Source organism: Streptomyces sp. MP131-18 (assembly GCF_001984575.1).
Classification (GTDB): domain Bacteria; phylum Actinomycetota; class Actinomycetes; order Streptomycetales; family Streptomycetaceae; genus Streptomyces; species Streptomyces johnsoniae.
In genome coordinates, this window is sequence record NZ_LZNS01000001.1 from 6,390,094 (window position 1) to 6,404,632 (window position 14,539).

A 14,539-nucleotide genomic window follows, 5' to 3' on the forward strand; every position below is an offset into this window, starting at 1 on the left:
CCCCTTCGCGCGCCCTCCCGCGCCACCGTCCGCGCCTGTCGCGGGCGTCCGCAGTGCGGGCATGCTGTCCGGGGCGCGTTCCTTCGCCGCTAGGGTGTGTCCGCATGCTTCCCGGCCGACCGGCACGGCCTTGCGCCCTGCCCGACCACCAGCCGACTCGCCAGGAGTGATTCCCATGAGCGTCGTGACCCCCGCCGGAGGCTCCCCCGCGGCGGCTCGCACCTGGCCCGACGTGCTGAGCACGCTGATCGCCGGACGGGACCTCACCACGGACGAGGCAGCCTGGGCCATGGACCGCATCATGAGCGGCGAGGCCACCGACGTGCAGATCGCCGGCTTCGCGGTGGCCCTGCGGGCCAAGGGTGAGACGGTGGACGAGGTTTCCGGCCTGGTGCGGACCATGTACGAGCACGCCAACCTCATCGAGGTCCCAGGACCCACGGTCGACATCGTCGGCACCGGCGGCGACCGGGCCAGAACGGTCAACATCTCGACGATGTCCGCGATCGTCGTCGCCGGCACGGGGGCCACGGTCGTCAAGCACGGCAACCGCGCGGCCTCGAGCGCGAGCGGCGCCTCCGACGTGCTGGGCGAGCTGGGCGTCAGCCTGGACCTGACGCCGCAGCGGGTCGCCGAGGTCGCCGTGGAGGCCGGCATCACCTTCTGTTTCGCGGTGAAGTTCCACCCGGCGCTGCGCCACGTCGCGTCGGCCAGGAGGGAGCTGGGCGTCCCCACCCCGTTCAACTTCCTGGGCCCGCTGACCAACCCGGCCCGCGTCGCCGCCCAGGCGACCGGCGTCGCGGACGCCCGGATGGCTCCCATCATGGCGGGCGTCCTGGCCGAACGGGGCGCCTCCGCACTGATCTTCCGCGGCGACGACGGTCTCGACGAGCTGACCATCACCGCCACGTCGACGGTGTGGACCGTCCGGGACGGCAAGGTGCGCGAGCAGTCCTTCGACCCGCGGGACGTCGGGCTCTCCCTGGCGCCGGTGGAGGCGCTGCGCGGCGCCGACGCCGCCTACAACGCGGAGGTCGCCCGCCGCCTTCTCGACGGCGAGGCCGGTCCCGTCCGCGACGCCGTCCTGCTCAACTCGGCGGCGGCGCTGGTCGCCCTCGACCAGCAGGACGCGCCGCTGCCCGACCAGCTCGCGGCGGGCATGGCGCGCGCGGCGGAGTCCATCGACTCGGGCGCTGCCCGCGACGCGCTGGAGCGGTGGGTCACCGCCACCCACCGGTAGGTGCCGCGGCCCGGCCCCCGCCGTCCGCGGGGGCCGCGGGTCAGGAGTCCAGGCCGATGGCGAACGCGGCCTCCAGATCGTGCCGCGAGTAGGTACGGAACGCGACGTGCGTTTCGGTCGACTCCACGCCCGGCACCTTGCTGATACGGCCGGGAATGACTTCCGCGAGGTCGTCGTGGTCGCGTACCCGGACCATGGCGATAAGGTCGTGCGGGCCGGTCACCGAGTAGACCTCGCTGACCCCTTCCATCGCCGCGATCTGCTCCGCGACCTCCGGGACGCGGTCCACACTGGTCTTGATGAGCACGATCGAAGTGATCACGGCTGGGCCTTTCCCTGTGCGGCGGACGCGGTACGCAGGGCTCACCTTAGCCCGGCACGTGGGCCGCGACGGCTACCAGGCCGTAGGGTGACAGTCGATAACGGCAGGGGCGACGGACGGTGTGTGCGGTGGTGGAACCCACGGACGGTGAGGAGGCGGCGGGGCGGCCGGAGCCGGCCGAGACCCTCGACCGCCCCCTGCCAGATCGGGTCCGTCACCGGGTCATCGTGCTCGCCGGGGACACGTTCTCCGGGCTGACCATGAGCGAATTGCCCGCCGCGCTCCGGCAGTACGCGCGGTTCACCCCCTCCCGACGGGTGAAATTCGGCGGCAGTGCCATGGCCGCGGCCCTGGAGAGCGACACCGTCTTCCGGCAGCGCGTGGCGGCGCGGCTGCGCACCGCGGAGCCGGTGCTCGCCGAGGCCGTCGAACGCGGCGCCCCGCCGCCCGCGGCCGACCCCGTCGACGTGGCCGCCGCCGCGTTCGTGCTGCGGCCCCAGGGCTGGGCCAAGCTGGTCGCCGCCGCCGGCGAGGAGGCGCAGCGCGCGCAGGCCGAGCGGGAGGAGCGCGAACGGGAGCGGGAGCTGACGCGGCTGCACGAGGAGCTGGCGCAGGCGCGTTCCGCCGCCCGCGCCGAGGGCGAACGGCTGCGCGCCGAGCTGGACGCGGCCCGCAAGGAGACCGACGCGGTGCACCGCAAACTGCGCAGCGCCCTCGCCGACGTGCGGCGCGGCGAGGCCGCGCTTCGCAAGCTGCGGGCCGAGTTCGAGGAGGAGCGGGCCGAGGCGGCGGGGGCGCGGGCGTCCGTGGAGGCCGACGCGCGGCGGCTGCGCGCGCGGCTCGCGGAGGCGGAGGCGGCGCTGGAGACGAGCCGCAGGTCGGTGCGGGAGGGCCGCGGCATCGAGGACATGCGGCTGCGCCTGCTGCTGGACACGGTGCTGGACGCCGCCCAGGGAATTCGGCGTGAACTCGCCTTGCCGCCCACCGAACTGAAACCCGCGCAGACCGTTGACGCGGTGGAGCCCGGCGGGATGACGCCGCAGGACATCGCGCAGCGGGCCCTCGCGGAGGACGACCCGGCCCTGCTCGACCAACTCCTGGCGCTGCCCCAGGCCCACCTGGTCGTGGACGGCTACAACGTGACGAAGACCGGCTATCCCACGATGCCGCTGGAGAAGCAGCGGCTGCGCCTGATGCGCGGTCTCGCGGTGCTCGCGGCACAGACCGGCGCGGAGATGACCTGCGTCTTCGACGGGGCCGAGCTGGCCGCCCCGGTGCTGCTGACGCCGCCGCGGGGTGTGCGGGTGCTGTTCAGCAAGCCGCGGCAGACCGCGGACGAGCTGATCCGGCGGCTGGTGCGCGCGGAACCGCCGGGCCGGCCCGTGGTGGTGGTCTCCGCGGACCGCGAGGTAGCCGACGGAGTCGCCAGGGCAGGCGCCCGCCCCGTCGCCTCCGCGCTGCTGCTGCGGCGGCTCTCCCGCACGTAGGGCGGTTGGCCCGCCCTTGGCGCTGCTTGTCCCTTCTCAGGTCTTTGCCGCTCCTTCGTTCCATGTCGTGCCGGTTGCGACGGTCTCGTCCGCCACCGTGCGTGTGCCGTCGCTCGCCGCTCGTGTGAGGTAAGTAAAAAATGCCCGCGGGGATTTGAAGGAACGAATACGACCTCGCTAGGGTCGGGCCTCGAACCTCCGCGCGGTAGACCATCCATCCGGGATGTCCGCGGGGGAACCGCCGAATCCGTGGCAGTTGCGCGGAGCCGGGGCCACGCCCCCACTCCCGGCAGGCGGCTGAGGAAGAAGGAGCTCGCCCCAGTGGCGTCCCACCGTCGTCCCAAGCAGCCGAGCCGGGCCCGTGTCACCATCTTCGGCGCGACCGCGGCCGCCGCCACCGTCGCCATTTCGACGCAGACGGCCCAGGCCGACCCCGCGCAGTCCATCGAAGAGGTTCAGGAAGAGGTCGACCGGCTGTACCAGGAGGCGGAAGCCGCCACCGAGGAGTACAACGGCGCCAAGGAGCGGGAGGAAGAGCTCCAGTCCGAGGTCGAGGACCTCCAGGACTCCACCGCCCGCGGCCAGGAGGAGCTGAACGAGCTGCGCGGCACGCTCGGTTCCGTCGCCTCGGCCCAGTACCGCAACGGCGGCCTCGACCCGTCGGTGCAGCTGTTCCTGTCCTCCGACCCCGATGCCTACCTCGACCAGGCGTCGACGCTCGACCAGGTCAGCGGCAAGCAGGCGGAGACGCTCCGCCTCATCGAGGACCGGCAGCGCACCCTCGACCAGCAGCGCCAGGAGGCCACCGACCGGCTGGCCGAGCTGGAGGACCTGCGCGTCGAGCTGGGCGACCAGAAGGAGACGATCCAGGGCAAGCTCAGCGAAGCCCAGTCACTCCTCAACCAGCTGACCGACGAAGAGCGGCAGCGCATCGCCGACGAGGAGGCCGCGGCAGCGGCCGCGGCGGCGGACCGGGCCAGCCGCGACGGCGAATCCCGCGGCGATCTCGGCGGTTCCGGGGGGACCGGCACCTCTTACGGCCACGCCGCGCTCGACGCCGCGGCCGGCAAGATCGGCGCCCCCTACGTGTGGGGGGCCACGGGCCCCAGTTCCTTCGACTGCTCCGGCCTGACCTCCTGGGCGTTCAGCCAGGCCGGCGTCTCCCTGCCGCGCACCTCCCAGGCGCAGGCCGGCATGGGCCCCGCGCTGGGCATGAGCGAACTCGCCCCCGGCGACCTGGTGTTCTTCTACAGCGACCTGCACCACGTGGGCATCTACGCCGGGAACGGCCAGATCATCCACGCCCCGCGGCCCGGTTCGAGCGTCGAGTACCTGTCGATCAACGCGATGCCGTTCCAGTACGGCGTGCGCGTCGGCTGACGCGGCGCGCCCCGCCTGGTCCATCCAGGTGATTCCGGGGTTCAAGTGCGCCGTCGCGCCCCCTGCATGACCTGCGGTTGCGTCTCCTGACGGGGGCCGCGCGGGCGGTGGTCATCCGTCAACTCCCACTGCCGCGCGGCTACATTCTGCTCCGCTCAGGTCCCCACCGAAGGGAGCGCGGCCCGCAGTGGTTTCCCATCGACTCAACCGCCATGCCTGTTCGAGACGGGTGGCACGGGCAACCGTGCTGTCCGCGGCCGCCACCGCGGCGGCCGTCATCAGCGCCGTCCCCGTGCTCGCCGAGCCCGGCGCGCCGCCCGCGGACAGCGCGGGCGCGGCCCGCGAGGTGGACCGCCTGTTCGCCGACGCGGAGCGCGCCGTCGAGGCGTACAACGGAACGGCGGAGCGGGTCGAGACGCTGCGTACCTCGTTCGAGCGCCAGCAGGACCGTGTCTCCCGCGGCCAGGAGGCCGTCAACGACGCGCGGCGCGCTCTCGGTTCCGCCGCCGCGGCCGAGTACCGGGCCGGCGGGTTCGAGCCGACGCTGGTGCTGATGCTCTCCGGCAGCCCTGAGACCTACCTCGACCACGCCGCCGTCCTGGACCGGCTCGGCGACCGGCGGGTCGCCGGGCTGCGCGAGCTGCTCGCCGCGCAGCGGGTGCTGGACCAGCACCGGCAGGAGGCGGAGGAACAGCTCTCGGAACTCACCGAGGAACAGGCGAGCCTGGCCCGCCACAAGCGCGCCGTGCAGTCCCGGCTCGCCACCGCGCGGCGCCAGTACGAGCGCCTGAGCGACCAGGAACGCCACGACAGGGAGCGCGCCGACCGCGCCGCGGAGCGCGCGGCCCCGCCGACGGCGGAGCACGGCAAGCGCGCGCGTGCGGGCGCGCTTCCGCGCGCCGGCGCCCCCGTGTCCGGGCGCGCGGCCGCGGCGGTGGCCGCCGCCCGTGGGGCCGTCGGCCTGCCGTACGGCTGGGGGCAGGCGGGCCCCGACGCGTTCGACTGCTCCGGGCTGATCCAGTGGGCGTGGGCCCGCGCCGGGGTGGCCCTGCCGCGCACCTCCCAGGCCCAGGCCGGCGCCGGCCGCCGGGTCGCGCTGTCCGACGCGCAGCCGGGCGACATCGTCGTCTACCGCGAGGACGCGAGCCACGTCGCGATGTACGTGGGCGGCGGGCAAATGGTGCACGCCCCCTACCCCGGCGCGCAGGTCAGGTACGAGGCGGTGGACGTCATGCCGGTCTCCTCGGTCGTCCGCCCCTGAACGGGCTCGGTATCGTCTCGTCTGATGCGTAAGACGTTGATCGTGACGAACGACTTCCCGCCGCGGCCCGGGGGGATTCAGGCGTTCCTGCACAGCATGGCGCTGCGGCTCGACCCGCAGCAGCTGGTGGTCTATGCCTCCACCTGGGGGCGCGGCGGTGAAGAGGCCAGGGCCGTCGCCGAGTTCGACGCCGAGCAGCCGTTCCCCGTGGTGCGCGACCACGCCACCATGCTGCTGCCGACCCGGCGGGCCACCCGCCGCGCCACCGCGCTGCTGCGCGCGCACGGCTGCACCGCGGTGTGGTTCGGGGCTGCGGCGCCGCTCGGCATGATGGCGCCCGCCCTGCGGGCCGCGGGCGCGGAGCGGCTGGTGGCCACCACCCATGGCCACGAGGCGGGCTGGGCACAACTGCCGGGTGCCCGCACGCTGCTGCGCCGGATCGGCGCCTCCACCGACACCCTGACCTACCTCGGCGAGTACACGCGCAGCCGCATCGCGGGCGCGGTCTCCGCGGACGCCGCCGCGCGGATGGTGCAACTGCCGCCGGGCGTCGACGAGAAGACGTTCCACCCCGGCTCCGGCGGCGACGCCGTGCGCGCCCGGCTCGGCCTCACCGACCGGCCGGTCGTGGTCTGCGTGTCCCGACTGGTGCCGCGCAAGGGCCAGGACACCCTGATCCGTGCCCTGCCGCGCATCCTCGCCGCGCAGCCGGAGACGGTGCTGCTGATCGTCGGCGGCGGCCCGTACCGCGCGGACCTGGAGAAGCTGGCGGCGCGGCTCGGCGTGACGGCGTCGGTCCTGTTCACCGGGGCGGTGCCCTGGGAGGAGCTGCCCGCCCACTTCGGGGCGGGCGACGTGTTCGCCATGCCGTGCCGCACCCGGCGCGGCGGACTGGACGTCGAAGGGCTCGGCATCGTCTACCTGGAAGCGTCCGCGACCGGACTGCCGGTCGTCGCGGGGGACTCGGGCGGTGCCCCCGACGCCGTGCTGGACGGCGAGACCGGGTGGGTCGTGCGCGGCGGCGGCGACGCCGCGCCCGCGGAGACCGCGGAGCGTGTGCTCACCCTCCTGGGCGACGCCGAACTGCGCCGCCGCATGGGCGAGCGGGGCCGCGCCTGGATCGAGGAACGCTGGCGCTGGGACCTGCTGGTCGACCGGCTCAGGGACCTGCTCGCCTGACCGCGGGCCCCGCTCCTTTGAAGACGGACCCCTAACCGCGGGTGTACAGGGCGTCGATGTCGGCGGCGAAGTCCCGGGCCACGACGTGCCGCTTCAGCTTCAGCGAGGGCGTCAGGTGGCCCGACTCCTCGGTGAACTGGCCGGGCAGCACCTGGAACGCGCGGACCGACTCGGCGCGCGAGACCGCCGCGTTGCCCTGGTCGACCGCCTCCTGAACGGCAGCGAGCAGGCCGGGATGGGCCAGCAGCTCGGCGCGGGGCAGCTCGTCCAGGCCCTGCTCGGCCGCCCACCGCGGCAGGAACGCGTCGTCCAGCGTGATCAGCGCGGCGACGAACGGGCGGCCCTCGCCGACCACGATGCACTCGGCGACCAGCTCGTGCGCCCGCACCCGGTCCTCGATCACGGCGGGCGCCACGTTCTTCCCGCCGGCCGTCACCAGGATCTCCTTCTTCCGCCCGGTGATGGTCAGATAACCGTCTTCGTCCAGGGAGCCCAGGTCCCCGGTGCGGAACCAGCCGTCCGCCATCGCCTCGGCGGCGGCGCCCTCGGCGTTCCAGTACCGCGTGAACAGGTGCTCGCCGCGCACCAGTACCTCGCCGTCCCCTTCGATGCGCACGGCGGAGCCGGGCAGCGGGCGGCCGACGGTGCCGATCCGCGGCGCGTCCCACGGGTTGAACGCGGTCGGCGCGCAGGTCTCGGTCAGCCCGTACCCCTCCAGGACCGTGAAGCCGATGCCGCGGTAGAAGTGCCCCAGCCGCTCGCCCAGCGCCGCGCCGCCGGAGATCGCGTGCGTCGCGCGCCCGCCGAGCGCCGCGCGCAGCCGCCGGTACACGAGCCGGTCGAACAGCCGGTGCCGCAGGCGCAGCCCCAGCGGCGGGCCGGACGCCGTGTCCTGCGCCCTGCTGTGGGCGATGGCCACCTCGGCGGCCCGGTCGAAGATCCGGCCCTTGCCGCCCTCGCGGGCCTTGGCCCGCGCCGAGTTGTACACCTTCTCGAAGACCCGCGGCACGCCAAGGACGATCGTGGGCCGGAACGAGGCCAGGTCGTCGGTCAGGGCGCTGACGTCCCCGACGTGGCCGAGCCTGATCGGGGCGAGCGCCGAGGCCACCTGGACCATGCGCGCGAAGACGTGGGCCAGCGGCAGGAAGAGCAGCACCGAACTCTCGCCGGTGCGGAACAGCGGCCCGAGCGCGGCCACCACGTTCCCGCAGTCCGCGAGGAACGCCCGGTGGGTCAGCACGCAGCCCTTCGGCCGTCCCGTGGTGCCCGAGGTGTAGATCACGGTGGCCGGGGAATCCGGGGTCAGGGTCGCCGTCGCGGCGTCCAGCTCCCCGTCGGTGACGTCCGCGCCGGCCGTGGTCAGCCGGCCGACCGCGCCTTCGCCCCCGGCGGGCTCGATGCACCACAGGTGGGCCAGCTCCGGCAGTTCGCCGCGCACCGCCTCCACGGTGTTCCGGTGCTCCGCGGTCTCCACGACGACGGCGACCGCGCCGGAGTCCTTGAGGTTCCACGCGACCTGTTCCGGCGAGCTGGTCTCGTACACCGGGACGGTGACCGCGCCCACCGACCAGATCGCGAAGTCGAACAGGGACCACTCGTATCGGGTACGCGACATCAGGCCGACCCGCTCGCCCGGGGCGATCCCGGCCCGGAGCAGACCCTTGGCGACCGCCCGCACCTCGGCGAGGAACCGGGTCGCGGTCACGTCCGCCCAGCCGCCGTCCGTCCTGCGGGAGTACACCGCGACGTCCGGGTGCCGCCCGGCGTTCGCCGTGAGCAGCCCGGGAAGATGACCGTCCGCGGGCACCTCATACCGGGCCGGAAGGCTGAACTCCTGCACCGCTGCTCCTCATCTGTCACGTTCTCCGTCACGTTCCACGGCCCTTCGGGCAGCCTACTGCCCGGCTCCCGTGGCGGTGCGGCGGCCTTCTCGCGGTAGCCTTCCCACGGACGGACGCCAGTGGGAGATCAGCGCGAGGAGCCACGGCCATGGCCGAACACACCAGGTCGAGCATCACCATCGAAGCCACCCCGGCCGATGTCATGGCGGTGATCGCCGACTTCGGCCGCTACCCGGAGTGGACGGGCGAGGTGAAGGAGGCCGAGGTGCTCGGCACCGACACCGAGGGCAGGGCCGAGCAGGTCAGGCTGCTCCTCGACGCCGGCGCGATCAAGGACGAGCACACGCTGGCCTACACCTGGCAGGGGCAGCAGGAGGTGAGCTGGTCCCTGGTGAAGTCCCGCATGCTGCGCGCCCTCGACGGCTCCTACCGGCTGGTGCCGGCCCCCGACGGCCGGCACACCGAGGTCACCTATCAGCTGACCGTCGACGTCAAGATCCCGATGCTGGGCACCATCAAGCGCAAGGCCGAGAAGGTCATCATCGACCGCGCCCTGGACGGACTGAAGAAGCGCGTCGAGAGCATCCCGGGCGACGGCGTCCGGGCCTGACCCGGTGAGCGGCCCGCGGACCCTGTTCGTCACCGGCCCCGGCGGGGACGGCGCCACCACGGTCGCCGCCGCCACCGCGCTGGCCGCGGCCCGCGCCGGAACGGACACCCTGCTGCTCAGCCCTGCACCCGAAGACCGCCTCGCCGCACTGCTCGGCACCGCGCCACCGCCCCGGGGAGGGCCGGACGGGCCGGCGCGCGTCGCGCCTGGGCTGACCGCCGCCCGCATCGACCGGGCCGCCGCGTTCCGCGCGGGAGTGCTGGCCGCGCAGCGGCGCGTCAGGCCTGCGCTCGACCTGGTGGGCGCGGCCGTGCTCGACGACGACGAGCTGACCGAGCTGCCGGGCTCGGGCGAGGCCGCGGTCCTGGGCGCGCTGCACGCCGCGCACACCGCCGCTGACCCGCCGCGGCTGATCGTTCTCGACCTGCCAGGTGCCGTCGACGCCGTGCGGCTGCTCGCGCTGCCCGGTCAGCTGCGCCGTTACCTGCGCCGCCTGCTGCCGCAGGAACGGCGCACCGCCCGCGCCCTGCACCCCCTGCTGGCGCAGCTGGCCGGGGTGCCGCTGCCGGCCGCCGCCCTGCTCGGCGCCGCGGAGGGCTGGGACGCGGGGCTCGCCGCCCTTGAGGCGCTGATTGCGGGGCCGGACACCGCGGCCCGCCTGGTCCTCGACCCGACGGAACGCTCCGCCGCCGAACTGCGCGCCGCACGGGCCGGTCTCGCGCTGCACGGCATCGCGGTGGAGTCGGTCGTCGCCAACCGGCTGGTGCCCGCCGCGCCCGCGGACGCGTGGGCGGCGCGGCTCGCGGCGCGGCAGGAGTCGGTGCTCACCGCGTTCGTCCGTGCCGCCCGGCTGCCCGAGCCGCACCGCCTGCCGCACCTGGGCGCCGAGCCGGGCCCAGCCGGCCTCGCGGCGCTGCCGCTGCCGCCGCCGGGTCCGCCGCTGCGGGCCGAGCCGCGGCTCACCGACCGGCGGGACGCGGACGGGCTGCTGGTGTGGCGGCTGCCGCTGCCCGGCGCGGACCGCGGAGGGCTCGGTCTGGTCCGCCGGGGTGATGAACTGATCGTCACCGTGGGCCCGTTCCGCCGCGCCCTGCCGCTGCCCGCGGTCCTGCGCCGGTGCACCGTCGCGGGCGCGGCGCTGGCGGACGACGGCGCGCTGGCCGTCCGTTTCGCGCCTGATCCGGGCCGTTGGCCGGACGCGGGCTCCGACGGTTCCGGCGGCCCGGGGTAGTCTCGAAGGGCAGGCTCATGTCCGAGGAGGCCGCGATGAGCAACACCGGCGAGCACCCCGCAGAAGACGCCGCGGGGCCCGAGCGCCCCCGGGTGCCGGGGAGTTCCGGGTCCGCGGGACCCGAGCCGGACCCGGACGCCTGGGCCGCCGCCTGCGAGGAGGACCTCGCCGCGGAGCGCGACCGGCGCCGCAGGGAGTACGGCGAGCCGACCGGCGACGCAGCGGACGAGCTGCGCAAGCTCGCCGACGCGGTCGCCGAGCGCCTCGGCCACCTCGGCGCGGCACTCGGCAGCGGGCTCGGCCCGGCCGCGGGCCTCGCCGCGGGACCGCTCGCGGAGCGGGCCAGGGCCGCCTTCGAGCCGGTGATCGAGCGTAACGCGGAAGTGATCCAGCACCTCGCCGGTGCGGGCCAGGAGCTGCTCGCCGCCTACCGCGCCGCGGTGCTCGGCCAGGAGCAGCGCTGGTCGCGCCCGCAGGAGACGGCCGATCCCCCCGACCGCCCGGCGAAGCGGGAGAACGGTGAGAATCCGGACGACCCCGAAGCTCCGCCCGGATCGCAGCGCATCGACCTGGACTGAAGCGGGGGAGTGACGTACGCCTCCCTCCGGTACCGTGGTCAGCGGCGGGGATCGATCCACTACCTGACATCACTTGAGGGACCAGTCACTCCACCCCCCTTCGGCGCGAGGGGGTTTTCACCCGGCCGCCGTGGCGACCACGGCGGTTCGGCCCTGTCCTGTGCCCGGGAGGTGCACGGACCGGGGGCCACGGCGCGGCCCTGCCGCGCGCGGGCGGATCGGGGTGCGCGGTCCATGCGAAGGAGATCTGATGGGACTGACCATCGGCGTCGATATCGGCGGCACGAAGATCGCGGCCGGCGTGGTCGACGAAGACGGCACCATCCTCGACACGTGTCAGGTGGCGACCCCACCCTCTCCCGAAGGCGTCGTCGAGGCCATCGCCGATGCCATCAAGACCGTGGGCAAGGGCACCTCGGCCGAGGCCGTCGGCATCGGCGCGGCCGGTTACGTCGACGACAAGCGGGCCACCGTCCTCTTCGCGCCGAACATCGCCTGGCGGCACGAGACGCTGAAGGACAAGATCGAGCAGCGCGTCAGCCTGTCCGTCGTCGTGGAGAACGACGCCAACGCCGCGGCCTGGGGCGAGTACCGCTTCGGCGCCGGCACCGGGCACGACGACGTCGTGTGCATCACGCTCGGCACCGGCCTGGGCGGCGGCATCATCATCGGCGGGCGGCTGCACCGCGGCAGGTTCGGCGTGGCCGGCGAGTTCGGGCACCTGCGCGTCGTTCCCGACGGCCTGCTGTGCGGCTGCGGCAGCCAGGGCTGCTGGGAGCAGTACGCCTCGGGCCGGGCCCTGGTGCGGTACGCAAGGCAGCGGGCCACGGCCACCCCGGAGGCCGCCGAGGCGCTGCTCGCCGAGGGCGACGGCACTCCCGAGGGCATCGAGGGCCGGCACGTCAGCGCCGCCGCCCGGCAGGGCGACCCGGTCGCCATCGACTCCTTCCGCGAGCTGGCCCGCTGGGCCGGGGCCGGGCTGGCCGACCTGGCCTCCCTGTTCGACCCCTCCGCGTTCATCGTCGGCGGCGGCGTCTCGGACGAGGGGGACCTCGTGCTCGACCCGATCCGCAAGTCGTTCCGCCGCTGGCTCGTCGGCAGCAGGTACCGGCCGCATGCCCAGGTACTTGCCGCGCAGCTGGGCGGCCGGGCGGGTCTGGTGGGTGCGGCCGACCTCGCCCGCCAGGGTTAGCGGGGGCCGGGCGGCGGTGCCGGCGGAGCTGCGGCTGCTCAGCTACAACGTCCGTTCCCTGCGCGACGACCGGGCGGCGCTCGGCCGCGTGATCCGCGGCTGCGCCCCCGACGTGGTGTGCGTCCAGGAGGCCCCCCGCTTCTTCGGCTGGCGCGCGAGCGCCGCGCGCCTCGCGCGGGAGACGGGCCTGCTGTACGTGACGGGCGGGGCGCCGTCCTGCGGCACGATGATCCTGGCCGCGCCGCGCCTCTCCGTCGCGTACGCGGAGGACGTCACGTGGCCGCGCACGCCGGGACTGCACCGCCGTGGCCTGGCCACCGCGGTGCTGCGCCTGGCCACCGGCGCGCGCCTGACGGTGGTCAGCTGCCACCTGAGCCTGGACCCGGCCGAACGGTACCGGCAGGGCGGGCTGCTGCTGGGACGGCTGGCCGAGCTCCGCGCGCGGGGCGGCCAGGCGGCGGTGGTGGCGGGGGATCTGAACGACCTGCCGGGCGGGCGCACGTTCCGGCTGCTCGCCGGGGCGCTCACGGACGCGTGGCGGCAGGCGCCCGAGGGCGGCGGGGACACGTTCCCCTCGGCGGGCCGGGACCGCCGCATCGACGCCGTGCTGTGCACGCCCGCCGTGGAGGTCCTCGGCTGCGGCGTGCCGCGGCGGCTGCCGGGGGTAGGCCCCGGCGACCTGGCCGCCGCGACGGACCACCTGCCGCTCCTCGCCAGGCTCCGCCTGCCCGGCATGCCCTGAACGGCTCCCCCCGAGCGACGCCGGAACCGGCGCCGCTCGCGGGGCCGGTCTACACGACCGCGCCGTTGCCCGGGTCCGTCCAGTCGTCGTCGTGGCCGTCGCGCATGCGGGAGACCAGCGTGGCGAAGCCGCCGAGGAACCCGCCGATGCCCAGGGTGACGACCCACCAGCTCATCTCGCGCTGGAGCAGCATCGTTCCGATGAGCAGCAACGGGCCGCCGAGCACGGCGAGCCAGGCCAGCTTGGTGGAGAGGTCGGTCTCCGGCAGCGGCGGCGGCTCCGGTGGCACGAAGTGGTCATCCTCCTCGTCCTCCGCCGCGTCCCAGTCCCGTGGGCCGGCGGCGGGCACCTCCACGGGCCCTTCCACGGGCCCCTCGGTGGTCCCCTCGGCCGTCCCTTCAGCCGTCCCCTCCGCCACCGGCTCGGCCGGTGGCTCGGCGACGTGAACGCGGTCGGTGCCGTCCCCGGCGTCGAACCGGTCGCTCTCCACCGGGGGTGAGGCCAGTGGCCAGACGCCCGGCGGGTCCTTGGGCTCCTCGCCGTAGCCGGCGACGATCTCGGCCCACGCGGCTTCCTCGTCGATCGGGTCGCGGCCGTCGCCGCGCTCCTGGTCACGTTCCGTCACGGGCAGTCTTCCTTGTCGCGAGCCTGCTGATGAAGGCGTCCGTCTCTTGAAAGATACGCTCCGCGTCGCGGTCGAGGGTGGCCACATGAAAGCTGAATTCGAGCACATGCTCGGTGACGTCCGTGGAGGAGACGGCGGCCCGCACCACGGCCGAGTCGCCGACCGGCACGACGTGGTCGACCCGGCTGCGCAGCAGCAGCAACGGCTGTGTGACCTGCGGCAGTTCCTCCCTGACGCGGGAGAACAGGGACCGCACCGAGTGGGCCGCGTGCAGCGGCACCCGGTCGTACCCGGTCTCCAGGACCCCCTCCTTCGCGATGTCCGAGATCAGCCCCCTGGTGCTGGGCACCAGGTGCCGCAGCACCGGCAGCGCGTAGCCCTGGAGCCGCGGAAATGTGACCGCGGGATTGACCACCACGACGCCGCTGACGGCCGGACCGCGGCGGGCGGCGAGGCGCAGCGCCAGCGCGCCGCCCATCGACAGGCCGCACACGAAGACGTGCTCGCACCGTTCCGTCAGCTGCCGCAGCTCGCGGTCGACGGCCGCGTACCAGTCCTGCCAGCCGGTGCGTTGGAGATCCTGCCAGCGGGTGCCGTGGCCCGGCAGCAGCGGAAGGGACACGGTCAGCCCCCGGGCCGCCAGGTGCTCCGCCCACGGCCGCAGGGACTGCGGGGAGCCGGTGAACCCGTGACACAGCAGCACGCCTGTTGCCGAGCCGTCGTGCGTGAAGGGCTCGGCCCCGGGAAGAAGCAGCATCGGCTCGACTCCGTTCCTCTTCTCGGAAACGGCTGCCACCCTACGCGGGCGCTTCTGGGTGCGCCATGCGCGGCCGTTGCCCAGTAGGGTCGGG

Annotated in this window: 14 protein-coding genes; 10 read left to right on the plus strand and 4 right to left on the minus strand. The window is 74.7% G+C overall.

The window, feature by feature from the left end; genetic code table 11:
• Positions 1-175: 175 nt before the first annotated feature.
• A complete protein-coding gene (gene trpD / locus STBA_RS28480; protein WP_077061928.1) occupies positions 176-1,240 on the plus strand; it encodes an anthranilate phosphoribosyltransferase in 1,065 nt (354 codons plus the stop codon).
• A 40-nt stretch (positions 1,241-1,280) separates the two neighbouring features.
• Here the strand turns inward: trpD and STBA_RS28485 are convergent, their stop codons facing one another.
• Positions 1,281-1,562, minus strand: coding sequence for an Lrp/AsnC ligand binding domain-containing protein (locus STBA_RS28485; RefSeq protein WP_077061929.1), 282 nt, complete (start codon positions 1,560-1,562; stop codon positions 1,281-1,283).
• A gap of 128 nt (positions 1,563-1,690) precedes the next feature.
• Between STBA_RS28485 and STBA_RS28490 the strand changes: the two genes are divergently transcribed.
• From STBA_RS28490 to STBA_RS28505, 4 genes are all read left to right on the plus strand, one after another.
• A complete protein-coding gene (locus tag STBA_RS28490; RefSeq protein WP_077061930.1) occupies positions 1,691-3,049 on the plus strand; it encodes an NYN domain-containing protein in 1,359 nt (452 codons plus the stop codon).
• Between the two features lie 321 nt (positions 3,050-3,370).
• Complete coding sequence (locus STBA_RS28495) at positions 3,371-4,429, plus strand: NlpC/P60 family protein (RefSeq protein ID WP_077061931.1); 1,059 nt, start codon at positions 3,371-3,373, stop codon at positions 4,427-4,429.
• A 229-nt stretch (positions 4,430-4,658) separates the two neighbouring features.
• Positions 4,659-5,690: a C40 family peptidase gene (locus STBA_RS28500; protein WP_253195072.1), complete on the plus strand. Its 1,032-nt coding sequence runs from the start codon at positions 4,659-4,661 to the stop codon at positions 5,688-5,690.
• A gap of 24 nt (positions 5,691-5,714) precedes the next feature.
• Positions 5,715-6,869, plus strand: a complete 1,155-nt coding sequence (locus STBA_RS28505; RefSeq protein WP_077061933.1) for a glycosyltransferase family 4 protein — start codon at positions 5,715-5,717, stop codon at positions 6,867-6,869.
• A 31-nt stretch (positions 6,870-6,900) separates the two neighbouring features.
• Here the strand turns inward: STBA_RS28505 and STBA_RS28510 are convergent, their stop codons facing one another.
• Positions 6,901-8,709, minus strand: coding sequence for an AMP-dependent synthetase/ligase (locus STBA_RS28510; RefSeq protein WP_077061934.1), 1,809 nt, complete (start codon positions 8,707-8,709; stop codon positions 6,901-6,903).
• Positions 8,710-8,858: 149 nt separating this feature from the next.
• Here STBA_RS28510 and STBA_RS28515 point away from each other — a divergent pair, with 149 nt between their 5' ends.
• From STBA_RS28515 to STBA_RS28535, 5 genes are all read left to right on the plus strand, one after another.
• On the plus strand, positions 8,859-9,320 hold the full coding sequence (locus STBA_RS28515) for an SRPBCC family protein (RefSeq protein ID WP_077061935.1): 462 nt from the start codon (positions 8,859-8,861) through the stop codon (positions 9,318-9,320).
• A gap of 4 nt (positions 9,321-9,324) precedes the next feature.
• Positions 9,325-10,551 (plus strand): ArsA-related P-loop ATPase, encoded by a 1,227-nt coding sequence (locus tag STBA_RS28520; RefSeq protein ID WP_077061936.1) that lies wholly within the window; start codon positions 9,325-9,327, stop codon positions 10,549-10,551.
• A 35-nt stretch (positions 10,552-10,586) separates the two neighbouring features.
• Entirely contained in the window at positions 10,587-11,129 is a 543-nt protein-coding gene (locus tag STBA_RS28525) for a DUF5304 family protein (protein WP_079252217.1), read from the plus strand.
• 250 nt (positions 11,130-11,379) lie between these two features.
• Positions 11,380-12,321, plus strand: a complete 942-nt coding sequence (locus STBA_RS28530) for an ROK family glucokinase (protein WP_077061937.1) — start codon at positions 11,380-11,382, stop codon at positions 12,319-12,321.
• On the plus strand, positions 12,245-13,063 hold the full coding sequence (locus STBA_RS28535) for an endonuclease/exonuclease/phosphatase family protein (protein ID WP_107485130.1): 819 nt from the start codon (positions 12,245-12,247) through the stop codon (positions 13,061-13,063). The genes STBA_RS28530 and STBA_RS28535 overlap by 77 nt, the downstream gene beginning before the upstream one ends.
• Before the next feature lie 49 nt (positions 13,064-13,112).
• Here the strand turns inward: STBA_RS28535 and STBA_RS28540 are convergent, their stop codons facing one another.
• A complete protein-coding gene (locus STBA_RS28540) occupies positions 13,113-13,688 on the minus strand; it encodes a hypothetical protein (protein WP_077061938.1) in 576 nt (191 codons plus the stop codon).
• Positions 13,675-14,445, minus strand: a complete 771-nt coding sequence (locus STBA_RS28545; RefSeq protein WP_077061939.1) for an alpha/beta fold hydrolase — start codon at positions 14,443-14,445, stop codon at positions 13,675-13,677. Before STBA_RS28545 ends, STBA_RS28540 begins: the two co-directional genes overlap by 14 nt.
• Positions 14,446-14,539: the final 94 nt, after the last annotated feature.

Bases quoted from the DNA above. Each gene is read 5' to 3' on its own strand.
- STBA_RS28530 (WP_077061937.1), top strand. From the start codon at position 11,380: ATGGGACTGACCATCGGCGTCGATATCGGCGGCACGAAGATCGCGGCC.
- STBA_RS28545 (WP_077061939.1), bottom strand. From the start codon at position 14,445: ATGCTGCTTCTTCCCGGGGCCGAGCCCTTCACGCACGACGGCTCGGCA.
- STBA_RS28515 (WP_077061935.1), top strand. From the start codon at position 8,859: ATGGCCGAACACACCAGGTCGAGCATCACCATCGAAGCCACCCCGGCC.
- STBA_RS28525 (WP_079252217.1), top strand. From the start codon at position 10,587: ATGAGCAACACCGGCGAGCACCCCGCAGAAGACGCCGCGGGGCCCGAG.
- trpD (WP_077061928.1), top strand. From the start codon at position 176: ATGAGCGTCGTGACCCCCGCCGGAGGCTCCCCCGCGGCGGCTCGCACC.
- STBA_RS28505 (WP_077061933.1), top strand. From the start codon at position 5,715: ATGCGTAAGACGTTGATCGTGACGAACGACTTCCCGCCGCGGCCCGGG.
- STBA_RS28535 (WP_107485130.1), top strand. From the start codon at position 12,245: ATGCCCAGGTACTTGCCGCGCAGCTGGGCGGCCGGGCGGGTCTGGTGG.